Annotated in this window: 26 protein-coding genes; 25 read left to right on the top strand and 1 reads right to left on the bottom strand. The window is 46.3% G+C overall.

The features are described from left to right. Nucleotides 1–260: 260 nt before the first annotated feature. From DWV34_RS08345 to moaA, 16 genes are all read left to right on the top strand, one after another. Nucleotides 261–599, top strand: a complete 339-nt coding sequence (locus DWV34_RS08345) for a helix-turn-helix domain-containing protein (RefSeq protein WP_022261025.1) — start codon at nt 261–263, stop codon at nt 597–599. 110 nt (nt 600–709) lie between these two features. Further along, nucleotides 710–964, top strand: a complete 255-nt coding sequence (locus DWV34_RS08340) for a hypothetical protein (protein WP_009289659.1) — start codon at nt 710–712, stop codon at nt 962–964. A gap of 114 nt (nt 965–1,078) precedes the next feature. Then, the gene (locus DWV34_RS08335; protein WP_006567009.1) at nt 1,079–1,738 is read left to right on the top strand and encodes a ribonuclease H1 domain-containing protein; all 660 of its coding nucleotides are present in this window, start codon (nt 1,079–1,081) and stop codon (nt 1,736–1,738) included. 1 nt (nt 1,739) lies between these two features. Further along, entirely contained in the window at nt 1,740–2,399 is a 660-nt protein-coding gene (locus tag DWV34_RS08330; protein WP_009289657.1) for an HAD family hydrolase, read from the top strand. Between the two features lie 115 nt (nt 2,400–2,514). Further along, nucleotides 2,515–2,826, top strand: a complete 312-nt coding sequence (locus tag DWV34_RS08325) for a hypothetical protein (protein ID WP_022261027.1) — start codon at nt 2,515–2,517, stop codon at nt 2,824–2,826. Between the two features lie 3 nt (nt 2,827–2,829). Beyond that, nucleotides 2,830–3,879: a V0D/AC39 family V-type ATPase subunit gene (locus tag DWV34_RS08320; protein ID WP_118475912.1), complete on the top strand. Its 1,050-nt coding sequence runs from the start codon at nt 2,830–2,832 to the stop codon at nt 3,877–3,879. Beyond that, entirely contained in the window at nt 3,876–5,804 is a 1,929-nt protein-coding gene (locus DWV34_RS08315; RefSeq protein ID WP_009289653.1) for a V-type ATP synthase subunit I, read from the top strand. The genes DWV34_RS08320 and DWV34_RS08315 overlap by 4 nt, the downstream gene beginning before the upstream one ends. Before the next feature lie 29 nt (nt 5,805–5,833). After that, on the top strand, nt 5,834–6,259 hold the full coding sequence (locus tag DWV34_RS08310; RefSeq protein ID WP_118475910.1) for an ATP synthase subunit C: 426 nt from the start codon (nt 5,834–5,836) through the stop codon (nt 6,257–6,259). 3 nt (nt 6,260–6,262) lie between these two features. Next, complete coding sequence (locus DWV34_RS08305; protein WP_009289651.1) at nt 6,263–6,571, top strand: V-type ATP synthase subunit F; 309 nt, start codon at nt 6,263–6,265, stop codon at nt 6,569–6,571. 24 nt (nt 6,572–6,595) lie between these two features. After that, entirely contained in the window at nt 6,596–7,183 is a 588-nt protein-coding gene (locus tag DWV34_RS08300; RefSeq protein ID WP_006567002.1) for a V-type ATP synthase subunit E, read from the top strand. Beyond that, the gene (locus DWV34_RS08295) at nt 7,176–8,942 is read left to right on the top strand and encodes a V-type ATP synthase subunit A (protein ID WP_118475908.1); all 1,767 of its coding nucleotides are present in this window, start codon (nt 7,176–7,178) and stop codon (nt 8,940–8,942) included. Before DWV34_RS08300 ends, DWV34_RS08295 begins: the two co-directional genes overlap by 8 nt. Nucleotides 8,943–8,989: 47 nt before the next feature. Continuing rightward, a complete protein-coding gene (locus tag DWV34_RS08290; protein ID WP_118475906.1) occupies nt 8,990–10,438 on the top strand; it encodes a V-type ATP synthase subunit B in 1,449 nt (482 codons plus the stop codon). A gap of 28 nt (nt 10,439–10,466) precedes the next feature. Then, nucleotides 10,467–11,087: a V-type ATP synthase subunit D gene (locus DWV34_RS08285; protein WP_009289648.1), complete on the top strand. Its 621-nt coding sequence runs from the start codon at nt 10,467–10,469 to the stop codon at nt 11,085–11,087. A 16-nt stretch (nt 11,088–11,103) separates the two neighbouring features. Then, the gene (locus DWV34_RS08280) at nt 11,104–11,712 is read left to right on the top strand and encodes an SOS response-associated peptidase (protein ID WP_118475904.1); all 609 of its coding nucleotides are present in this window, start codon (nt 11,104–11,106) and stop codon (nt 11,710–11,712) included. Beyond that, a complete protein-coding gene (locus DWV34_RS08275; protein ID WP_022261032.1) occupies nt 11,709–13,079 on the top strand; it encodes an aldehyde dehydrogenase in 1,371 nt (456 codons plus the stop codon). The genes DWV34_RS08280 and DWV34_RS08275 overlap by 4 nt, the downstream gene beginning before the upstream one ends. 15 nt (nt 13,080–13,094) lie before the next feature. Continuing rightward, nucleotides 13,095–14,069: a GTP 3',8-cyclase MoaA gene (moaA, locus tag DWV34_RS08270; RefSeq protein ID WP_118475902.1), complete on the top strand. Its 975-nt coding sequence runs from the start codon at nt 13,095–13,097 to the stop codon at nt 14,067–14,069. Between the two features lie 64 nt (nt 14,070–14,133). Here moaA and DWV34_RS08265 read toward each other — a convergent pair whose 3' ends face one another. Continuing rightward, on the bottom strand, nt 14,134–15,330 hold the full coding sequence (locus DWV34_RS08265; RefSeq protein ID WP_006566995.1) for an FprA family A-type flavoprotein: 1,197 nt from the start codon (nt 15,328–15,330) through the stop codon (nt 14,134–14,136). A gap of 249 nt (nt 15,331–15,579) precedes the next feature. Between DWV34_RS08265 and DWV34_RS08260 the strand changes: the two genes are divergently transcribed. From DWV34_RS08260 to DWV34_RS08220, 9 genes are all read left to right on the top strand, one after another. Further along, the gene (locus DWV34_RS08260; protein ID WP_006566993.1) at nt 15,580–15,981 is read left to right on the top strand and encodes a hypothetical protein; all 402 of its coding nucleotides are present in this window, start codon (nt 15,580–15,582) and stop codon (nt 15,979–15,981) included. 17 nt (nt 15,982–15,998) lie between these two features. After that, the gene (locus tag DWV34_RS08255) at nt 15,999–16,601 is read left to right on the top strand and encodes a SanA/YdcF family protein (RefSeq protein WP_006566992.1); all 603 of its coding nucleotides are present in this window, start codon (nt 15,999–16,001) and stop codon (nt 16,599–16,601) included. Continuing rightward, complete coding sequence (locus DWV34_RS08250; protein ID WP_118475900.1) at nt 16,586–17,149, top strand: M48 family metallopeptidase; 564 nt, start codon at nt 16,586–16,588, stop codon at nt 17,147–17,149. The genes DWV34_RS08255 and DWV34_RS08250 overlap by 16 nt, the downstream gene beginning before the upstream one ends. Before the next feature lie 13 nt (nt 17,150–17,162). Continuing rightward, nucleotides 17,163–17,996, top strand: coding sequence for a purine-nucleoside phosphorylase (locus DWV34_RS08245; RefSeq protein ID WP_006566990.1), 834 nt, complete (start codon nt 17,163–17,165; stop codon nt 17,994–17,996). Nucleotides 17,997–18,034: 38 nt separating this feature from the next. After that, a complete protein-coding gene (locus DWV34_RS08240) occupies nt 18,035–19,318 on the top strand; it encodes an amidohydrolase (protein ID WP_118475898.1) in 1,284 nt (427 codons plus the stop codon). Nucleotides 19,319–19,334: 16 nt separating this feature from the next. Beyond that, entirely contained in the window at nt 19,335–19,781 is a 447-nt protein-coding gene (gene dtd, locus DWV34_RS08235) for a D-aminoacyl-tRNA deacylase (RefSeq protein ID WP_039930411.1), read from the top strand. A gap of 97 nt (nt 19,782–19,878) precedes the next feature. After that, nucleotides 19,879–20,577: a UMP kinase gene (gene pyrH / locus DWV34_RS08230; protein ID WP_039930409.1), complete on the top strand. Its 699-nt coding sequence runs from the start codon at nt 19,879–19,881 to the stop codon at nt 20,575–20,577. An 11-nt stretch (nt 20,578–20,588) separates the two neighbouring features. Next, the gene (gene frr, locus DWV34_RS08225) at nt 20,589–21,134 is read left to right on the top strand and encodes a ribosome recycling factor (RefSeq protein ID WP_006566986.1); all 546 of its coding nucleotides are present in this window, start codon (nt 20,589–20,591) and stop codon (nt 21,132–21,134) included. Nucleotides 21,135–21,212: 78 nt separating this feature from the next. After that, nucleotides 21,213–21,911 (top strand): isoprenyl transferase, encoded by a 699-nt coding sequence (locus DWV34_RS08220; protein WP_118475965.1) that lies wholly within the window; start codon nt 21,213–21,215, stop codon nt 21,909–21,911.

Here is a 21,911-nt window from a genome sequence, read left to right as displayed (position 1 = left end):
TCCTGTTCCTGTCACGTTTGATAGACGGCTTTTCTATGAATCTTGTAAACAGAAAATGGATGACAAAATTCGACATAAAAGAAGAAGCATGTTCATATCCATCTGTTTTGTGTGCTGAGAGATTATAATACATACGTCTACGCATCTAGTGAAACGGGAAACCTTTTGTATATAATGAAATACATGTATGTTAAAACCTTATAGATAAGGCTGTGAAAGGATATGAGAGAGAGAAAATAATACCGATTGGAGCCATGAACATGGAACGCAGATTGTTGGGTAAGAGGATTAACCAGATTCGGAAAGAAAGAGGGCTGACTTCCGAAGCTCTTTCAGAAATTTGTGATGTAAATGCCGGACACATCAGGCAGATAGAATCAGGGATCAGGCTTCCAAGTCTGCCTCTGTTTATCAGAATATGTCAGGCATTAAAAACAGCACCAAATGAAATATTAAAAGATCAATTTGATCCGGAAATAATTGAGAGTGAAAACAAACTTCTCCTGAAAGTAGAAAGTTTGACTCCCAAACAAAAACGTATATTGTCAGATTTGCTGGACACTTTTAAGAAAAGTATGAACGGAGATTCTGTCGAATAGAGACGGATTCTTTCATTTTATGTCTGTCGAAAAGAATAGACTTTTTCAGAATTTTGCTTTACTCTATAAGCATGAGCAGTGTTACTTTTAAGATAATAAAAGGAGCAAATATGAAATATATGTCTGAAGTTTTTTTAGAGTTGCTTGGAAATGATTTTAGCACAGAAAATGTGAGGCAGACCGCAGCCGCAGTAGGGAAATTACTGAATGACCGTACAACCGAATTAAGTGGTCAGGAGGCAAGGGACTTATGGGATGTCATGAAAGAATTTTCCTATCTGATCGACGATTGTTCTGTAAAACAGAAGGTCCTTGCCAAAGCAAATGCTACATACAGTTTTTCTGTGAATTTGTCGAATAACTAAAACTTCATCTTTTATCATTAAAATATCGGCAATCAGGCAGGGGGTATCTGTACTTTCAGATACTTCCTGTTTCTGTTATAATAAAAAGCGGAAAAAATATGGAGGACTTACATCGTGGCAAACAAATTTTATGCAGTCAGACAAGGACGCAACCCGGGAATTTACCGCACATGGAAGGATTGTCAGGCACAGGTTTCCGGATTTCCTTGTGCTCAGTTTAAAAGCTTTCCTGCATTGGCTGAGGCTGAGGCATTTCTTAATTCTTCAGCCGGGCAGGATATAGAGATCGACGGTCAGACACTGACAGCCTATGTAGACGGGAGTTATGACCATCGCAAAAAAGAATTTTCATATGGCATGGTCCTCAGAAAAAAAGAGGGAGACTTGTATTTTGCCGAAAAATATGCAGATCCTGCGTTAGCCGCTATGCGAAATGTAGCCGGCGAGATCAAGGGTGCTCAAAAGGCAATGCAGTATGCTGTGGACAGCGGCTATCAAAAACTGGCCATTTACTATGACTATGAGGGAATCGCAAAATGGTGTACCGGGGAGTGGGCAGCAAAAAAAGAGGGAACGAAAGCCTACCGTTCCTTCTACGATAGTGTGAAGGATCGGCTTCAGGTACGGTTTGTAAAGGTAAAAGGGCATTCCAATGATGAATACAATGACAAGGCAGATATGCTTGCAAAGTCTGCGCTTGGCATCGGTGACGGAAGCTTTGTTTCAGACGGATCAGGCCGGTGGATGCCGCAAAATAATCAAAAGAAAAAGTGAGGTGGGGATATTGGCTATACTATTCGATGTGGATGACACACTCTATGATGCATCCATACCATTTTGCAGCGCATGCGACAAGGTTTTTAAAGAGAAATATTCCATTCCTTCCATAGACTTATTTCTGGCAGGAAGAATTCACGACATCCCTGTTGTTGACAGAATCCGCAAAGCTTTCAGTAAATTCGGGATTCAGATTACAGAGTCAGAGGTGATGGAATTTCATGAAGTTTACCGGGGAGAACAGACAAAAATTACGCTGACAGAAGGAATGAAAAACGTTCTGGAATTTTGCAGACAAGAAGGAATTTTCACCGGAATTATAACAAATGGATTCTCCCGTGCTCAGTGGAACAAAGTAAAGAGTCTTCATCTGGAAGAATGGATACCAAGAAGCCATATCATTGTATCCGGGGATGAGGGAGTCCGCAAACCGGCCCCCGGGATTTTTAAACTCGCGGAGCAGAGATTCGGACTTGATATGAAGGATACATGGTTTATAGGTGATACCTATGCCACAGATATATGCGGAGCCATTGCTGCCGGCTGGAAGAGCATCTGGCTGAACCGGAGACAGGATATTCTGCCGGACGGCAAGACATCTCCGGACTATACAGTGTCAGACGAAGAAGGTCTGATTAACATCCTGCTCTCAAAATAATCCGTCTGAAATATGCATCTGAAAACAGAGAAACATCTCTGGGTTTTCAGATGCTTTTTTTATGCATTAGGTGTATAATGAAAAAAACATTTTGACTTTAAAAGGGGGCGTGAAGATGGATGCGATTGTAAACAGGCTGGCTGAAATTGAGAGTGCCGCTGCCGCCATCGTAAAACATGCAGAGGAAGAGAAGGATGAGCTTGAACAGGAAATGCGGCGGAAACAGACAAAATTTGACGAGGAATTAAAGGCTGTGACGGAGCAGAGGCTTACAGAAGTATCAAAACAGGCAGAGAGCCAAGTATCCGCTGAAAAGGAACAGCTGAAAAAAAATCATGAATCAAAGATCCTTCAGCTGAAGAAGGAATATGAGCAGAGAGGGGAGCAGTATGCCAGGGAGATTTTAGAACGCATCAGCGGGGTATAGCCTATGGGAAGTATGATAAAATACAGCGCTCTTGTTACTAAGATACGTGCCATGAGAGCCAAGCTGTTAAGGGATGAAGATTTTCAGCTTTTGGCAGAGCTTTTCAGTGTCCCTGAAATCGTGGGCCATCTGAAAGGATATCCGGCCTACAGGGATATCCTTTCTCTTCTGGATGAGGCAGATCTTCACCGCGGGAATATAGAAAAGGTTCTGGTACAGTCTCTTTATGAAGATTATACAAAGCTGTACCGGTTTTCAGGACTGGAACAGCGCAGATTCCTCAAATTATATTTAAAAAGATATGAGGTGGAACTGATCAATTACTGTTTCCGGATTATTTTTAATCATTATCAAAAACCTTTTGACCTGGATTATAAGAAACGATTTTTTGACCGATATTCTCAGATTTCCATCGATCGTTTGATCGGATCAAAAAATATGAAAGATTTGGTGGAAGGACTTCGGGATACGGAGTATTACGGTCCGCTCTCAAATTTACTGGATGCAGGGGCACAGACACTGTTTGATTTTGATCTGGCACTGAATCTCTATTATTTCTCCTCCATATGGAGGGAAAAGAAAAAAATCTTAAAAAAGAAAGAACTGGAGATTTTCACGAAAGAGGCAGGCACACAGGTAGATCTTCTGAATCTGCAGTGGATCTACCGATCCAAGAAGTACTATGAGATGCAGCCTGCGGATATCTATGCGCTGCTGATTCCAATACATTTTCATATTCATGCAGAGGAATTGAAAAAACTCACAGAAGTGTCAGAAATTGAGGAATTTAAGGCGGAGGTCACGGGAAGTTTTTATGGGAAGCGGTACCGGATAGAAGATATAGCTTCCATTGAGCAGATGTACCGCGAATGTCTCTGCCGCCTGTATTTGACGGAAAGGCGCAGAGATCCGTATTCTATCGCAAGCCTCACCGCATATCTCTTTTATAAGGAAGAAGAGATACAGAGACTGATCACCATTATGGAACGTGTCCGTTACGGCCTGCCTCCAGAACAGACGGCAGGCTATGTGAAAGGAGTGATCGGGGTATGATTGTTAAGATGAAGTTTATAACACTCACAGGACCAAAGCGCGACATCGACAGAGTCACCAACGACTATCTGTCAAAATATGAGATTCAGCTTGAAAATGCCTTGTCGGAATTAAAGACGGTTGATAACCTGCAGCCGTTCACAGATACAAACCCTTATAAAAAGCCTCTGGAACAGGCCGATAAAGCCGCAGAGCTTCTGAGTGTTCCAAAAACTCAGGATCTGCCTGGTCTGACTTCTGACCAGGCACTCAGGATCATATCCCAGACCGAAAACATCTGCCGCAGTATTGAGGCCCAAAAAGAAGCACTGGAACTTGAGGAAAAGAATCTCACCGAGCAAATAAAAATGATTGAACCATTCCGCCCCATGCAGTTTGTACTGAGAGAAGTGTTTCACTTTCAATTCGTGAAATTCCGTTTCGGACGGGCACCCTTGGAATACTTCGAAAAGATGCTGGAGTTCATCGAACACAATCCGGATGTGATCTTCGTCGAAGGGGTACGAAATAACAGCTATGGGTATGGGGTATATTTTACGTCCAGGTCCAAATCGGAACAGATTGATGCCATTTTCAAGTCTCTTCACTTTGAGAGGATTTTTATTCCGGACGAGTTCATCGGAACTCCGGAGGAGGCTTGTGACGACCTGAACCGAAAACTCTCTATTCTAACAGAGGAAAAAAAGAAGCTGAATAAGAAGCTGGAACAGGAATTAAATGAAAATGCTGATAAGATTTATGCCGCCAGGGAAACCTTAGCGGCTTTATCGGCAAATTTTGACGTGAGGAAGATGGCGGCATGTGTGGAGGACAAACACGAGAATTTTTATATTTTATGCGGCTGGATGTCAGAAGAAGACGTCAAAAGTTTTACCGAAGACATTAAGAACGACCAAAAGCTGTTTTTAATGGTGGAGGATGAACACGAGGATTACTTCGGAGAGCCCCCTACGAAACTGCACAATCCAAAGGTGCTCAGGCCATTTGAAATGTTTGTGAAAATGTACGGACTGCCTTCTCACAACGAGATTGATCCGACGATCTTTATTGCGATGACGTATCCTCTTATTTTCGGCATCATGTTCGGAGATCTGGGACAGGGATTATGTCTTTTTGCGGGAGGTATGCTGCTCTATCTGACAAAAAAGGCTGACCTGGCCGGGATCATTGCGGCTGCCGGCGTCTGTTCTTCCTTTTTCGGCTGGATGTACGGAAGCTTTTTTGGATTTGAGAATATTATACAGGCCAGATGGCTGAAGCCCCAGGAGGCAATGATGAATGTTCCGGGTATCGGAAAGATGAATACGGTCTTCATCGCGGCGATTATTTTTGGAACATTTTTGATTCTTCTGACCATGATCCTGCACATTATATTTTCTGTACGAGCCGGTGATCTGGGAGAATCACTGTTTGGAGCCAGCGGAGCCGCAGGACTTCTGTTTTATGGCTCTGTACTCCTGGCAGTATTTATGTTTGTCACGGGCCGCAGGATGCCGGGAACGGTCATACTGGCTGTCATGTTCGGCATTCCGCTGCTTATGATCGCACTGAAGGAACCCCTCTCCGGCATGCTGAAAAGACACAGGCCAGAACTGAAAGAGGGGAAGCTTATGTTTTTCGTCCAGGCATTTTTTGAATTATTTGAGACACTGTTAAGCTACTTTTCCAACACTCTGTCTTTTGTGAGGATCGGAGCGTTTGCTGTCAGCCACGGAGCCATGATGGGAGTCGTCATGATGCTGTCCGGAGCGGAAGAAGGGCATATCAACTGGGCGGTGATCGTATTCGGAAACCTGTTTGTCTGTCTGATGGAAGGACTCATCGTGGGCATCCAGGTGCTGAGACTCGAATATTATGAAATATTCAGCCGCTTTTATCAGGGAGGCGGAACGGAATTCCGGCCGTACAGACATAAAACCAAATAGGACACATCGGATCAAAGGAGGTCTTCACTATGAATACATTAACAAAGCTTGTGCTGATTGCAGCCTTGATTTTAAGCGTTTTAATACCGTTCGGATACTTTCTGTTAGGGCAGAAAAAGAAATCCAGATATAAGAAGGCTCTGGGAGTCAATGTTTTCTTTTTCTTCGGCACTCTTCTGATTGCCGCAGTGGTTATGCTTTATCCCGAAAGAGTGCAGGCGGCTTCGGCCTCCGGCAATCCATCGGCCGGGATCGGATATCTGGCAGCGGCTCTTTCTACTGGTCTTTCCGGCATCGGCGGAGGAATTGCCGTGGCCAGCGCCGCAAGCGCTGCTCTCGGCGCCATCAGTGAGGACAGCAGTATTTTCGGTAAATCTTTGATCTTTGCAGGGCTGGCGGAAGGAATCTGCCTTTATGGGCTGGTCATCGCCTTTATGGTCCTGGGAAAGCTGTGAGCCATGAAAATGTTTTTGATCAGTGATAATGTCGACACCTGCACAGGAATGCGGCTTGCCGGCGTGGACGGCATCGTTGTCCATGAAAGAGAGGAACTCTCCCGTGCACTTGAGAAGGTCATGACCGACAGCACGATCGGCATTGTGCTGCTCACGGAAAAGTTTGGCAGGGAATTTCCCGAGATCATCGACGAGATCAGACTGAACAGGAAAATGCCCCTGATTGTCGAGATTCCTGACCGCCACGGAACCGGACGCAGAAAAGACTTTATCACATCGTATGTAAATGAAGCCATTGGACTGAAGCTTTAAGGATTGCAAAGAAGGTGACCCCAAATGACATTGGAAGAAAAAATCCAGAACCTGCAGAGGGTTTCTATGAAAGAGGCAAGGTCCGAGGGAAATGCCCTGATCAAAGGACATGCGGATTTTCTGTCTCACAGATTGTCGGAACATCAGCAGAAAATGAAGATGCAGGCCGAGAACAGGATCGGGAATGAAAAAGCCCGAATCAGGTTAAGGCAGAACAGAGATATTTCTGAGTATCAGATAAGGCTCAGGAGAGAACTGAATGAATATCAGGAAGAGTTAAAAAAGAAACTTTTTGGACGGGTCCGCGAACTGCTGAAGATTTATATGAAAACCGGGGAATACCTGGATCTTCTCAGCCGCCAGGTCAGAGAAGCCATGCTCTATGCTGACGGGGAGGAGACTGTGATCTATATCAATGCTTCGGACAGAGAGTTAAAGGAAGCCATAGAAGAGAGGACCGGAGCTTTGCTGACGGTCAGCAGCGAAGATTTTACCGGCGGAATCCGGGCAGTCATCCGGACCAAAAATATTCTGATTGACCGTTCTTTCAGCCGGGCACTTGAGAAAGAATACGCGGATTTTCTGTTCCGGGGAGGTGAGAAAAATGTCTGAGGCAGGCCGTATATACGGAATCAACGGACCGGTCATCTACGTGAAGGGAGACATTGGCTTTAAAATGTCCGAGATGGTCTATGTGGGACCGGAGAAACTGGTGGGAGAGGTGATCTCCCTGGATAAGAATGCGGCTACGGTGCAGGTTTTTGAAGATACCACAGGCATTCGTCCCGGAGACCGGGCAGAGGCCTCCGGACATCCGCTTTCTGTGTCACTGGCACCGGGAATTCTCCATAATATCTTTGACGGAATTGAACGCCCTCTCGAACAGATTGCCGCTCAGTCCGGAAAATATATCAGCCGGGGAACTCAGGTAGATTCCCTGGATTATCAAAAACGCTGGGAAACACAGATCACCGTATCGGCGGGAGATCAGATAAAACCGGGGGATGTGATTGCCCAAGTGCCGGAGACGGCCGCCATCACTCACCGGTGCATGGTGCCTCCCGGAGTTCAGGGTGTCGTCGAAAAGACAGTCTGCGACGGCAGCTATACCATCGATGAACCGCTGGTTACCGTAAGACAGGAAAACGGTGATCTCAAAGAACTTCCTATGATGCAGCAGTGGCCCATCAGAGTTCCGAGACCGGTCAGCCTGCGCTATCCGGCATCCAGGCCGCTGATTACCGGACAGAGGATTCTGGATACGATGTTCCCCATTGCAAAAGGCGGTACGGCCTGCATCCCGGGCGGCTTTGGAACCGGCAAGACGATGACTCAGCATCAGATCGCCAAGTGGTCGGATGCCGACATCATCATTTATATCGGATGCGGAGAGCGCGGAAATGAGATGACACAGGTATTGGAGGAGTTTTCCAAGCTGGTGGACCCGAAGAACGGGAATCCCCTGATGGACCGCACAGTCCTGATCGCCAACACGTCCAATATGCCTGTTGCCGCCAGGGAAGCAAGCATTTATACTGGACTGACCCTGGCCGAATATTACAGGGATATGGGATATGACGTGGCAATCATGGCAGATTCTACGTCCCGCTGGGCGGAAGCGCTGAGAGAACTTTCCGGACGGCTGGAGGAGATGCCGGCGGAGGAAGGCTTTCCTGCCTATCTTGCCTCAAGACTGTCGGCCTTTTATGAAAGGGCGGGTATGATGAAGAATTTAAACGGCACAGAAGGCTCCGTATCGATCATCGGCGCGGTATCGCCCCAGGGAGGCGACTTTTCAGAACCGGTGACCCAGAATACAAAGAGGTTTGTGCGGTGCTTTTGGGGACTTGACAAAAGTCTTGCTTATTCAAGACATTTCCCTGCCATTCACTGGCTGACCAGTTACAGTGAATACTTAAAAGATCTGGCACCCTGGTATGAAGAACACGTCTCCGTGGAGTTTGTGGATCACAGAAACCGCATCATGGCTCTCTTAAATCAGGAGAGCAGCCTGATGGAAATCGTCAAACTGATCGGAAGCGATGTGCTTCCCGATGACCAGAAGCTGATTCTGGAGATCGCCAGAGTGATCCGTCTTGGATTTCTGCAGCAGAATGCCTTTCATAAAGACGATACCTGCGTATCTATGGAAAAACAGTTTGAGATGATGGATGTAATCCTCTATTTATATGAAAAGGCAAAGCTGTTGATCAGTATGAATATGCCCATGTCTGTTTTGAAAGAAGATACGGTGTTTGAATCTGTGATCTCCATGAAATATGACGTGCCCAATGACAGGATGGAGATGTTTGATGAATATCGGAAAGCGGTGGATGATTTCTATCGGAAAGTGATCAAGAAAAACGGATAAATTGTCTGCAGTGTAAAGGGATTGTACCTGAAAGGAGTGTTTAACATATGCCTATTGAATATTTGGGACTTGACAGGATCAATGGACCTTTGGTGGTACTGGAGGGCTGCAGAGATGCTTTCTATGAGGAAATTGTAGAGTTTGTTGTGGAGGGAAATAAAAAAAAGCTTGGAAAGATCATAGAACTTTACGAGGACAAAGCGATCATCCAGGTGTTTGACACAACGGATAATATGGGGCTTTCCAATACTCATACAAGGCTTACGGGGCATCCAATGGAAATTTTTCTCTCTCCCGACATCCTCGGGAGGACATTAAACGGCCTTGGGAAGCCTATCGACGGACTGGGACCCATTGTGTCGGACGTAAAACGCAATGTCAACGGACTGCCCCTGAATCCGGTCCGCAGGGAGTATCCGCGAAATTTTATATGCACAGGGATTTCGGCAATTGACGGCCTGATGACACTGATCCGGGGACAGAAACTTCCTATCTTTTCGGGAAATGGGCTGCCCCATGATCAGCTGGCTGCCCAGATCGTGACCCAGGCTTCACTGGGCGGGGACAGCATGGAAAACTTTGGTATCGTCTTTGCCGCCATGGGTGTCAAACACGACGATGCGGATTTCTTCCGCAGGACGTTTGAGGAGAGCGGTGCCTTAAGCCATGTGGCAATGTTTTTAAATATGGCCAATGACCCGGTGGCTGAGAGGCTGATCACACCCAAGGTGGCGCTGACCGCGGCAGAATATCTGGCCTTTGAACATCACATGCATATTTTAGTCATTCTGACGGATATGACGGCCTTTGCGGAGGCCATGAGGGAAGTTTCCTCCTCAAAGGGAGAAATTCCGAGCCGGAAAGGATTTCCCGGTTATTTATACAGTGAACTGGCAATGATCTATGAGAGGGCGGGCATTGTGGAAGGCATCGACGGATCAGTGACCCAGATACCGATCCTTACAATGCCCAATGACGATATCACGCATCCCATCCCGGATCTCACCGGATATATTACGGAAGGACAGATCGTGCTGGACCGCAGCCTGCACGGTCAGGCTGTCTATCCGCCGATCAGTGTGCTCCCGTCCCTGTCCCGCCTTATGAAAGACGGAATCGGAGAGGGCTATACGAGGGAAGATCATCAGGATCTGGCAAATCAGCTTTTCTCCGCCTATGCAAAAGTGGGAGACGCCAGAAATCTGGCCTCTGTCATCGGGGAAGACGAACTGTCTCCGATTGACAAAAAGTATTTAGAGTTTGGAAAAGAGTTTGAGGAACGGTACATCGGACAGGGAAGTGAGGAAAACCGTACGGTGACAGAGACCCTCGATCTCGGCTGGGAACTCCTCGCCATTCTCCCGAGAGAAGAACTGGACCGTGTTGACACGAAGCTTTTGGACCGTTATTATCGAAAGACCGGAGATAAGGAGACTTATTCCAAAAATCCGGAGGACAGCAGGCCTCCGGCGGCGACGGATTCTTTAATGTTTTAGTCCAAGCTGAACGAAAGGAGGCGGACATATGGACACGAGAACTTTTCCGACCAAGGGGAATCTGATGCTCGCTAAAAATTCTCTCGCCCTGGCGATGCAGGGGTATGATCTGATGGACAAGAAGCGGAACATTTTGATCAGAGAGCTTATGAACCTGATTGATCAGGCGAAGGATATTCAGGAACAGATTGATGTGACTTTTACGTACGCCTATCAATGTCTTCAGGAAGCAAATATTGAACACGGCATCAGCGAGACAGACCAGCTGGCCTACACGGTGCCCATCGAGGATTCTATTCAGATAAAGAGCCGCAGTATCATGGGAACAGAGATCCCTCTGGTGACTTACACACCGGATCAAAACATTCCGACCTATTCCTTCAGCACTACGAGGGAATCCATCGACAAAGCAAGAGAAGCTTTCCGGAAAGTCAAAGATCTGACGATCCGGCTTTCCATGGTTGAAAACTCTGCCTACCGGCTGGCAGCCAGCATCAAAAAGACGCAAAAGCGTGCAAATGCCTTGAAAAACATTACGATTCCCTCTTACAGGAGTCTTGTGAGCGAGATATCCAATGCCCTGGAAGAGAAAGAGAGAGAAGAATTCACCAGGCTTAAAGTGATCAAACAGAGAAAAAATAAAGCTTAACGGACAGGAGAGCACTATGTGCGGAAGATATTTTACAGACCCTTCAGTGGCAGAAGAACTCTATGATATATTCAAAATTCCCGGAACAAAAGATGTTGTCCCGGCGGCGGAGGATATTCATCCCGCGGATACTGCGGATGTCCTGATTTCCACACCGAAAGGAATTGGGTTTGAAAAGATGAGATGGGGATTTCCCGGTTTTGAGAAAAATAAGCTGATTTTCAATGCAAGAGCGGAGGGTGCACTGGAAAAAAAGATGTTCAGAGACAGCGTCCGCACCAAAAGAATTCTCGTACCTTCCCGCGGTTTTTATGAGTGGGACAGCGAAAAGACGAAATATACTTTTGAGCGCACAGACAGAAAACCGCTGCTGATGGCAGGATGCTGGAATCAGTTCGGTTCCTGGCAGCGTTTCGTGATTCTTACCACAGAAGCAAATGAATCAGTGAGAGGTGTTCACCACAGGATGCCTCTCATCCTGGACCCGAAAGATGCATGGGTATGGCTTATGGATGACGGACAGACCGAATTCATCTTACAGAAAACACCCGGGCCGCTGGAAAAAAAGTCTGACTATGAACAGATATCTTTTTCTTTTTTATTCCATAAGGAGGAACCTTTATGACCATTGAACGATTGGTAAAACTTCAGAGGAATTTTTATTATACAGGTGCTGCACAGTCTTACGCTTTTCGGATGGAAGCTCTCTGCCGTTTAGAGCAGACAGTCAAAAGCCATGAAAAACAGCTGGAGCGTGCCCTGAAAAAAGATTTGAACAAATCCGGCTTTGAATCATATATGACAGAAATCGGATTATTTTACAGTGAATTAACTCATGCAAAAAAACATTTAAAAAATTGGATGAAACCGAAGAGAAAGCCTACGCCGGTCAGCCAGTTTCACGCAAAAAGCTTTGAAATCTCCGAGCCTCTGGGTGTGGTTTTGATCATGGCTCCGTGGAATTATCCCTTTTTACTGACGTTTGCTCCTTTGATCGGAGCCATAGCCGCCGGAAACTGCTGTATCTTAAAGCCGTCCAGAGACGCATCCAACACATCCGCGCTGATCCGGCACATCGTCGAGGAGGCTTTTCCAGCGAATTATATCTCTGTCGTAGAAGGCGGAAGAGAGGAGAACAAGCAGCTTCTCAGCCAGAAGTTTGATCATATTTTCTTTACCGGCAGCAAGGCAGTGGGGAAAATCGTCATGGAACATGCGGCACGCCGTCTGACGCCCGTAACCCTGGAACTCGGAGGAAAGAGTCCCTGTATCGTGGACAGGTCGGCAGATCTTTCCCTGGCTGCCAGGAGGATCGTGTTCGGAAAATTGTTAAACAGCGGACAGACCTGTGTGGCCCCGGACTATATCCTCGTACACGAAGCAGTAAAAGAGACTTTGATAAAAGAACTGATCTTCCAGACCCGCAGGATGCTTGGAGAGGAGCCTCTCCTAAACAGTGAATACCCAAAAATCGTCAATAAAAAACACTATCACAGGATTATGAAGCTGATCGGGGAAGAGACTGCAGTCCTCGGAGGATACGGCTGTGAAAAAACACTGAAAATAGCACCGTCTATTCTTCCGGAGGTATCGTGGGATTCCCCCGTCATGCAGGAAGAGATCTTTGGCCCTGTACTTCCTGTGCTGTCCTACCGTAGATTTTCTGACGCGGTACAGCATATCAGGCAGATGGAGAAGCCCCTGGCTCTCTATCTGTTTACAGGAAACAAGAAGATGGAACAGTGGATTCTTAACAACATGGCTTTCGGAGGCGGATGTATCAACGACACCGTCATTCATCTTGCCACGTCACACATGGGATTCGGGGGAGTCGGTGAGAGCGGCATGGGCTCCTATCACGGCGAATATGGCTTTCGGACATTCAGCCACAGAAAAAGTATCGTAAAAAAATCAACATGGACGGATCTTCCCATTCGTTACCACCCGTACAGCAAGAGAAAAAACAGGCTGCTTCGTCTGTTTTTGAGATAGAAAGGACACACAGTGATGAAAGATATCTATGGACGCACAATTGATTACATGAGGATTTCCGTCACTGACCGTTGTAATTTAAGGTGCCGGTACTGCATGCCGGAGGATATTCCATCAGTGGAACATACAGATATTTTAAGCTACGAAGAACTGTTAAGCATATGTGAGAGCGCCGCAGATCTGGGCATCTGTAAGTTTAAGATCACAGGGGGAGAGCCTCTGGTGAGGAAAGGATGCGCCGGCTTTATGGAAAGACTGAAACAGCTTCCCGGAGTCAGGCAGGTTACCCTGACCAGCAACGGCCTCCTCTTAGAACCGTATCTTGAACGGCTGAAAGAGGCAGGGATCGACGGCATCAACATCAGCCTGGACACGCTGGACGAGAAGAAATATAAAGAGATCACCGGGAAAACAGGAGTACAGACAGTTTTGTCAGCCGTCAGAAACTCTGCCCGTATGGGTCTGAACACGAAAGTAAATTGTGTGGTCATGAAAGGCATCAACGACGATGAAATCTTGGATCTGCTGGAAATCGGAAGAGAGGATCACGTTGACATCCGCTTTATTGAGATGATGCCTATCGGCTTCGGAACACAATTTACCGGTATGAATTCAGATGAGATCATATCTCTGCTCCGTCAAACATATCCCGGGATTAAAAAAGAAGAACAAATCCGTGGAAACGGACCTGCCAGATACTTAAAAATTCCCGGTTTTTCCGGAGCCGTGGGCTTCATCGATGCGGTACACTGTAAATTCTGCAGACAGTGCAACAGAATCCGGCTCACCTCAGAAGGCTTCTTAAAGCCCTGCCTGTATTACAGCCGCGGCATCCCTCTGAGAGAAAAATTAAGATCCGGAATATCAAGAGGAGATCTTTCACAGCTCATACGCCAGACTGTTCTGGATAAGCCCGAAGGACACCGATTTTCTGAGAGAGACACGGATGGTGAAGCAGACAGCCGGAAAATGTCTCAGATCGGAGGATAAAAAAGACGCTTTTAAACGGCCTGATTACAAAGCCTTTAAAAGCGTCTTTTTGTATATAATTTCTTTAGTTCATAGATTCCAAAATTGCATCAGCCATCGCGTCGATTTCCTCTGACTGGCTGTCATTCAGTGCAGATTTGATCGTGATGGTTGGTTCCAGGACCGTCATTTGTTTCATCCCTGACACCATCTCATTCATCTGCCTGCCGGATGTGGCTGCCCACGTTCCGTTCTGCATGAACGCTACGGTACGTTTCTGAAGATTATGGGCTTTCAGATCAAGCAGCACGGTCTCCATATTCGGAAAAATACCGCCGTTGTATGTCGGGGATGCAAATACCAGATGACTTGCGCGGAATGCTTCGGAAACAACCACAGACGGATGGGTTACGGACACATCGTACATGGCAATATTTTTAAGACCTTTATCAGCGAGGCGGGAAGCCAGTACATTGGCTGCATTTTCCGTGTTGCCGTAAATAGATGCATAAGCGATCATGACACCCTGGTCTTCCGGCTCATAAGTGCTCCATTTCTGATACTTTTCAACAAACCACTCAATATTTTTTCTCCATACCGGACCGTGGAGCGGACAGATCATCCCGATTTCCACATTGGAAGCCTTCTTTAACAGCGCCTGTACCTGAGCTCCGTATTTTCCTACGATATTCGTATAATATCTTCTGGCGTCATCCAGCCATTTGTGTTCAAATTCAATCTCATCGGCAAACAGATTTCCGTTGATCGCTCCGAATGTTCCGAAAGCATCTGCTGAAAATAATATTTTGTCCGTCGTATCATATGTGACCATAACTTCCGGCCAATGTACCATAGGTGCCATAAGGAATGTGAAAGTATGTTTTCCTGTACAAAGGGTATCGTTTTCCTTCACGATGACAGCGTCCGTCTCGATCTTAAAGAACTGTTTGATAATGTCCGCTGTCTTGGCATTGCATACGATCTGAACATCCGGATATCGCATGATTACTTCTTTGAGCATGGCACAGTGATCAGGCTCCATGTGGTTAATAATCACATAATCCAGTGTGCGTTCTCCGAGCGCATGGACAAGATTTTCAAAAAACTGTTCACTGACAGCCTTGTCCACCGTATCGAAAAGCACTGTTTTTTCATCTAACAGCACATAAGAATTGTAAGAAACACCGTTTGGCACCGGAAAAATGTTTTCAAACAGGGCGAGTCTCCTGTCGTTTCCTCCGATCCAATATAAATCGTCTGTAATATTTTTTGTGCAATACATGTTTTCATCCCCTTAGCTTATTTGATTATTTTTTGTCAATGTTATATCACTACTAGTATAATGTCCAAAAAACCATTTTACAAGTCAAAGATACCAACTGAAAAAGATTCTACATAATTCCCAGCATGATTCTATGATATAATTTCTTTGTTAGTAAAAATTGACACACTATCATTCCTCTTTTATAATGGAGACGGCACATAGAAGGAAAATAAAACAAAAATTTATATAAGAACAGGAGATAAGACAATGCAGATCAGTAAAAAAAATATGATCGCACTGATCTTTGGGACAGTCGCTGTGATCATTTGCATGGTCATTGTTGTAATGTTTTCCGGAGGATTTAAAAAGGATAAGGAAGATTCATCGGCAACCGAGACATCCTCGGAAGAGACGACTTTAGAAGACACCGGGTCCTCAGAAGATCAGCAGACTCAGGAGCGGGGCACAGAAAACACCGGCTCCAATCATCAGAGTACGACCGCAGCCCACAAGAGTACGACGACGCGCAGACAGAAGAAGACTACGGCCGAACGGCAGAAAACGACGACAGCCACACAGCAGAAGACCGAGGCACCAAAACCTGCCACGACGGAGCAGCCGGCCACAACGGAACAGCAGCAGGAACAAACCGAAGATGACGGTCAGTAAGTAAGGAGTAATGAGAGATGAACGGCAAAAAAAGACATACAGGGCTCTGGTTTCTTCCGGGTATCCTGCCCGCAGGGTTTTCTCTGTTTTCATACAGAAAGCTGCACGGAAAACAAAAGAGGGCTGCAGCGGATGTGTTCTTCTGTGAGGCGTTAAAAAAGCGGGACGGCATTTTGGTCCCGGGAGCACTCGTTAAAAACGGTATCATAGGCGCACAGCTGAAAGACCGTCTGGACGGGGCGCTGAGGCTTTACCGGGCCAGCATCGGAAAGTTTATTCTGATCTCAGGGACGAGAAAAGAAGTAAAGTTCATGAAAATGTACCTGCTTTTCAGAGGAATTCCACAAGAAAATATATATGAAGACCGGGAAGGCCTCGATACATTCCGCACAATGAAAAATACATGTTCCGCATTTCCCGGAAAATCATTTTATGTGTGCACGCAGAAACTCTATGTTCCAAGGACGGATTATCTGGCAGAAGCCGCAGGACTGAACGCCCATGCGGTGATCTCGGATTCGGTGATCTATCAAAGCAGACACAAAGACAGAATCCGTGAATATTTTGCCGCGTCCAAGGCACTGCTGGAGGGAGTGGTTTACCAGTGGATCAGGCATTAGACTATGAAGTGATTTACAGCGGCAGAAAAACTCTGGCCGTCACAGTGACTGCGGACGGACAGGTGATCGTCAGGGCGCCCGAGCGATTGCCAAAAGGTGAGATCCGCAAATTTATCGAGGAGAAGCAAGGCTGGATCAGACACCACATGAAGCTTTCAGCGGAGAGAAAAAGAAATCAGAAAAAAATTCGTATGACTGCTAAAGAACGGGAAAACTATAAAAAGGAAGCAAAGACTGTGATCACACGGCTCTGCCGGATATATGCAGAACAGATGGGTGTTTCCTGCGGGAAAATAACGATCCGTGAGCAGAAAACCCGCTGGGGCAGCGCGAGCAGCAGAGGAAACTTGAATTTTAACTGGAAGCTGATCCTGATGCCGCGGAAAGTTCTTGAATATGTAGTGGTGCATGAACTTGCCCACTTAAAAGTCATGAATCATTCCCCGGCATTTTATGAGGCGGTCGCACAGTATATGCCGGATTATGAACAGCCGAAAACATGGCTGTCGAAACATGGTGCAGAATATAATATTCATTTGATTTCATAAAGGAGGGACCGTGATGAATGCGGTTTACGAAAAATTACAGAGATGCTATGAGAGCATGCAGGAAAAAACAGATTTTAAGCCGCTGATAGCCGTTGTGCTCGGATCAGGACTAGGCGGTTTTGCAGAAGATATTCAGATTGAGACGATTGTAGAATATAGGGATCTGCCGGATTTTCCGGTGTCTACAGTGGAAGGCCATAAAGGAAGATTTATCTTTGGTTATGTAGAAAAGGTGCCCGTTGTGATCATGCAGGGAAGAGTTCATTACTATGAAGGTTATGATATGACAGATGTAGTTCTGCCGATCCGCCTGATGAAAATGATGGGCGCCAAAGCCTTGATCCTTACCAATGCGGCAGGAGGTGTCAACGACGAATTTGACGCCGGTGATCTCATGATGATCACTGACCAGATTTCCACCTTTGTTCCTTCTCCGCTGATTGGACCGAATCTGGAAAAGCTTGGAGAACGTTTCTGTGACATGACAGGCATTTATAATGACAGATTTCAGGATATTTTCCGCAGAATCGCCAGGACACTTGAAATTGATTTAAAGGAAGGTGTCTATGTACAGCTCAGCGGACCGAATTTTGAATCTCCCCAGGAGATCAAGATGTGCAGAATACTGGGAGCGGATGCGGTTGGCATGAGTACAGCCTGCGAAGCCGTAGCCGCAAAGCATATGGGGATGAAAACCTGCGGTATTTCCTGCATCACCAATCCGGGTGCAGGTATTACAATGAAGCCTTTAAGCCATGAAGAGGTTCAGGAGACTGCCGATAAAGTGGCTCCTGTGTTCAAGGCACTGCTCAAAGAAGGGATCATAAAGATAGCGGAGCTGCTCTGAGAAAAGCAGTTCCGGCGGTATATTTAAAGGAGAGTCCCATGATAAGGATCTACAATGCTAAAATTCTTACAATGGAAAACGGTATGCAGCCGTTTGACGGAGAAATCCAAACTGACGGGTCCCGTATTTCATATATTGGTGAAAAACCACCCGCAGATTCCGGAGATGCCCGGCCGTTTAAAAGAGAGATTGACGCCCGGGGCGGTCTTTTAATGCCGGGCTTTAAAAATGCCCACACTCATTCCGCCATGACCTTTTTAAGATCCCATGCAGATGACCTGCCGCTGCTCGAATGGCTCAACCGGCAGGTTTTTCCGTGGGAGGCAAAACTCACTCCCGATGATATCTATCATCTCTCTAAACTGGCTGTAATGGAATATCTGACGAGCGGGATGACAGCTAATTTCGATATGTATTTAACACCCGATACGATTGCTCAGGCCTCCGAAGACTGCGGATTCAGGACAGTGCTCTGCGGTGCCCTGAACGATTTTTCACAGTCTGCCCAACAGCTGGACGAATGGTATCAAAAATATAACAAAGAAGACAGTCTGATCAGCTTTCGGCTTGGATTTCATGCGGAGTATACTACATCCGAAGAGAAGCTTCGCGCTGTAAAAGAGCTGTCGGATCAGTATCATGCCCCGGTTTATACTCACAGTTCAGAGGGCCTCCCGGAAGTCATCTCCTGCAGAGAGCGCACCGGGCTGACGCCGACGGCTTACATGGATCGTCTGGGCCTGTTTGAAAATGGAGGCGGGTGTTTTCACTGTGTCCATATGGAACCGGAAGATCTCCGGATTTTGAAAAGACGCCGGGTGTCTGTGATCACCAATCCGGCATCTAATCTGAAGCTGGCAAGCGGTATTGCACCAATAAAGCAGATGCTGGATATGGGAATCAGCCTGGCCATCGGGACAGACGGTCCCGCAAGCAACAACTGCCTGGATATGTTCCGGGAAATGTTTTTGGTCACAGGGCTCTCCAAATACCGGGAAACCGACGCCTCGGCCACAGATGCGGACACTGTGCTCAAAATGGCAACTTTAGGCGGCGCAGCGGCAATGGGGCTTTCTGACTGTGATATTCTCGCAGAAGGGAAGCAGGCGGACTTAATCCTGATCGATCTGAACCAGCCCAATATGCGGCCGGTCCACAATCTGACAAAAAACTTAGTTTACAGCGGCAGCAAGCAGAATGTCCGGCTCACCATGGTTGCTGGAAAGATCCTCTATGAGGACGGAGAATTCTCCATCGGAGAAGAACCAGATTTCGTTTACAGGAAAGCGGAAGAGATTACAGGAAGAATTTTTGGAAATTGACAGAAAGAGAGAGCATATGAAATTTGTAATTCAAAGAGTCAGCCATGCCAAAGTGGATGCGGACCACAAAACGGTCGGAAGTATTGACCGAGGCTTTCTCGTGCTGATTGGTGTCGGTCAGAACGACACGAGAGAGACAGCGGATAAACTGATCAAAAAAATGGTGGGGTTAAGAATTTTTGATGATGAAAACGGAAAGACGAATCTTGCACTGAAGGATGTGGACGGAAGCCTTTTGCTCGTCTCCCAGTTTACCCTCTATGCAGACTGCAGAAAGGGCAACCGGCCTTCTTTCATCAATGCAGGAAAACCGGATCTTGCAGAAGAATTGTATGAATATATCATATCGGAGTGCAGAAAAAAAGTTCCTAAAGTCGAGACCGGGATCTTCGGTGCGGAGATGGAAGTGACACTCGCAAACGACGGACCGTTTACGATTATACTGGACAGTGAGGACAGCTGATTTTCAGTTGTCCTTTGGTATGGTTTATGCTATAATTCATCAGAGAGAAACAGAAAAATACGATAGATGAGGTATGTTCATGAAAGATATAAAGGATATGAAACGGATTCTTTTAAAGCTGAGCGGCGAAGCTCTCGCGGGAGATAAAAAGACCGGTTTTGACGAAGCTACCTGTATGGATGTGGCAAGACAGGTCAAGGTTTTAGCCGACCGGGGCCTCCAGATTTCCATTGTCATCGGAGGCGGTAATTTCTGGAGAGGACGCACAAGCGAGAATATGGAACGGACAAAAGCAGACCAGATCGGCATGCTGGCTACGGTGATGAACTGTATTTATGTTGCGGACGCTTTCCGCACCGCAGGGCTTGAGACCGAAGTATTCACCCCATTTGTGTGCGGTTCGTTTACAGAACTGTTTTCCAAAGACAAGGCGGTAAAAGCCATGGAAGACGGAAAGATCGCTTTCTTTGCCGGCGGAACCGGGCATCCGTATTTTTCTACCGATACGGCAACGGCTCTGCGCGCCGTGGAGATCGAGGCAGATGCGATACTGCTCGCAAAGTCTATTGACGGTGTATACGACAGCGATCCCGCGGTCAACCCCGATGCAAAAAAATACGATACGATCAGTTTAGATGAAGTATTGGATCAAAAGCTTGCAGTCGTGGATCTGACAGCTACGATCATGTGTCTGGAAAACAAGATGCCCCTTGCAGTGTTCGGGCTCAATGAGCCGGACAGCATAGCTGATTTATTAAAAGGAAAATTCAATGGTACATATGTTACCGTAAAATAGGAGGAAGAAAAATGTTAAAAAAATTTGAAGATAAGATGCAGAAGTCTTATGAGAACATGACATCAGAATTTATGGCGATACGTGCAGGACGGGCCAATCCCCATGTTCTGGACAAAGTTACCGTAGACTATTACGGAGTGCCGACTCCGATCCAGCAGGTGGGCAATGTCTCTGTTCCCGAAGCACGCACGATCCTGATCCAGCCATGGGAGCCGAATCTGCTCGGAGAGATCGAGAAAGCGATCATGATGTCTGACATCGGAATCACTCCTAACAATGACGGGTCTGCGATCCGCTTGAATTTCCCGGAACTCACAGAAGAACGCAGAAAAGATCTGGCAAAGGATATCAAAAAAAGAGGAGAGACAACAAAAGTTGCAGTCCGGAATATCCGCAGAGATGCTAATGACGAATTGAAAAAAATGAACAAAGCCAATGAACTGAACGATGACCAGCTAAAAGACCAGGAATCTGAAGTTCAGAAGCTTACAGATGTATATATTAAAAAAATTGATGATGCGGTGGAAGCAAAGTCAAAAGAGATCATGACGGTATAACAATAAAGAAAAGCAGCAGGGCTGGTTTGAGTCAGCCCTGTTTTTTCGATGATTTGACGGAGGTGTTCTATGGAGTCAATGAGAGTGCCGGAGCATGTTGCGATCATTCTGGACGGCAACGGCAGATGGGCGAAAAAAAGATTCCTGCCCAGGAATATGGGGCATGCACAGGGCAGCAAGACGGTGGAGAGAATCATTGAGGATGCATTTGACATGGGCATCAAATACCTGACGGTATACGCATTTTCAACCGAAAACTGGAGACGTCCGAAGGATGAAGTGGATGCTTTGATGAAGCTTTTAAGGGATTACTTAAAAACATGCATCAAACGGGCAAATAAAAATAATATGCGGGTCCGCGTCATCGGAGACGTGACCGGCCTTTCAGAGGATCTCAGGGAAAAGATCGAACAGCTTGAAGAAGCATCCAAGGGCAACACAGGAATTAATTTTACGATTGCCCTGAATTACGGAAGCCGCGATGAAATGATCCGCGCCATGAAAAAAATGGCCGGTGATCTGCTGGCCGGCACCCTGAAAAAAGAGGATATTACAGAGGATGCATTTGCGGGATATCTGGATACAAAGGGTATTCCAGAACCTGATCTGATGATCCGCACAAGCGGAGAGCAGCGTCTGTCAAATTTTATGCTCTGGCAGCTGGCCTACACAGAATTTTATTTTACCGATGTGCTCTGGCCGGATTTCAATAAAAAAGAATTGAAAAAAGCTGTGGAGTACTATAACGGAAGAGAACGGAGATTTGGAGGAATATAG

This window comes from Anaerostipes sp. AF04-45 (genome assembly GCF_003461725.1).
GTDB classification, from domain to species: Bacteria; Bacillota; Clostridia; order Lachnospirales; family Lachnospiraceae; genus Anaerostipes; species Anaerostipes caccae.
This window is presented reverse-complemented; position numbering and strand designations above follow the sequence as displayed.

Bases quoted from the DNA above. Each gene is read 5' to 3' on its own strand.
- DWV34_RS08345 (WP_022261025.1), top strand. From the start codon at position 261: ATGGAACGCAGATTGTTGGGTAAGAGGATTAACCAGATTCGGAAAGAA.
- DWV34_RS08340 (WP_009289659.1), top strand. From the start codon at position 710: ATGAAATATATGTCTGAAGTTTTTTTAGAGTTGCTTGGAAATGATTTT.
- DWV34_RS08325 (WP_022261027.1), top strand. From the start codon at position 2,515: ATGGATGCGATTGTAAACAGGCTGGCTGAAATTGAGAGTGCCGCTGCC.
- DWV34_RS08320 (WP_118475912.1), top strand. From the start codon at position 2,830: ATGGGAAGTATGATAAAATACAGCGCTCTTGTTACTAAGATACGTGCC.
- DWV34_RS08315 (WP_009289653.1), top strand. From the start codon at position 3,876: ATGATTGTTAAGATGAAGTTTATAACACTCACAGGACCAAAGCGCGAC.
- DWV34_RS08310 (WP_118475910.1), top strand. From the start codon at position 5,834: ATGAATACATTAACAAAGCTTGTGCTGATTGCAGCCTTGATTTTAAGC.
- DWV34_RS08305 (WP_009289651.1), top strand. From the start codon at position 6,263: ATGAAAATGTTTTTGATCAGTGATAATGTCGACACCTGCACAGGAATG.
- DWV34_RS08300 (WP_006567002.1), top strand. From the start codon at position 6,596: ATGACATTGGAAGAAAAAATCCAGAACCTGCAGAGGGTTTCTATGAAA.
- DWV34_RS08295 (WP_118475908.1), top strand. From the start codon at position 7,176: ATGTCTGAGGCAGGCCGTATATACGGAATCAACGGACCGGTCATCTAC.
- DWV34_RS08290 (WP_118475906.1), top strand. From the start codon at position 8,990: ATGCCTATTGAATATTTGGGACTTGACAGGATCAATGGACCTTTGGTG.
- DWV34_RS08285 (WP_009289648.1), top strand. From the start codon at position 10,467: ATGGACACGAGAACTTTTCCGACCAAGGGGAATCTGATGCTCGCTAAA.
- DWV34_RS08280 (WP_118475904.1), top strand. From the start codon at position 11,104: ATGTGCGGAAGATATTTTACAGACCCTTCAGTGGCAGAAGAACTCTAT.
- DWV34_RS08275 (WP_022261032.1), top strand. From the start codon at position 11,709: ATGACCATTGAACGATTGGTAAAACTTCAGAGGAATTTTTATTATACA.
- moaA (WP_118475902.1), top strand. From the start codon at position 13,095: ATGAAAGATATCTATGGACGCACAATTGATTACATGAGGATTTCCGTC.
- DWV34_RS08265 (WP_006566995.1), bottom strand. From the start codon at position 15,330: ATGTATTGCACAAAAAATATTACAGACGATTTATATTGGATCGGAGGA.
- DWV34_RS08260 (WP_006566993.1), top strand. From the start codon at position 15,580: ATGCAGATCAGTAAAAAAAATATGATCGCACTGATCTTTGGGACAGTC.
- DWV34_RS08255 (WP_006566992.1), top strand. From the start codon at position 15,999: ATGAACGGCAAAAAAAGACATACAGGGCTCTGGTTTCTTCCGGGTATC.
- DWV34_RS08245 (WP_006566990.1), top strand. From the start codon at position 17,163: ATGAATGCGGTTTACGAAAAATTACAGAGATGCTATGAGAGCATGCAG.
- DWV34_RS08240 (WP_118475898.1), top strand. From the start codon at position 18,035: ATGATAAGGATCTACAATGCTAAAATTCTTACAATGGAAAACGGTATG.
- dtd (WP_039930411.1), top strand. From the start codon at position 19,335: ATGAAATTTGTAATTCAAAGAGTCAGCCATGCCAAAGTGGATGCGGAC.
- pyrH (WP_039930409.1), top strand. From the start codon at position 19,879: ATGAAACGGATTCTTTTAAAGCTGAGCGGCGAAGCTCTCGCGGGAGAT.
- frr (WP_006566986.1), top strand. From the start codon at position 20,589: ATGTTAAAAAAATTTGAAGATAAGATGCAGAAGTCTTATGAGAACATG.
- DWV34_RS08220 (WP_118475965.1), top strand. From the start codon at position 21,213: ATGAGAGTGCCGGAGCATGTTGCGATCATTCTGGACGGCAACGGCAGA.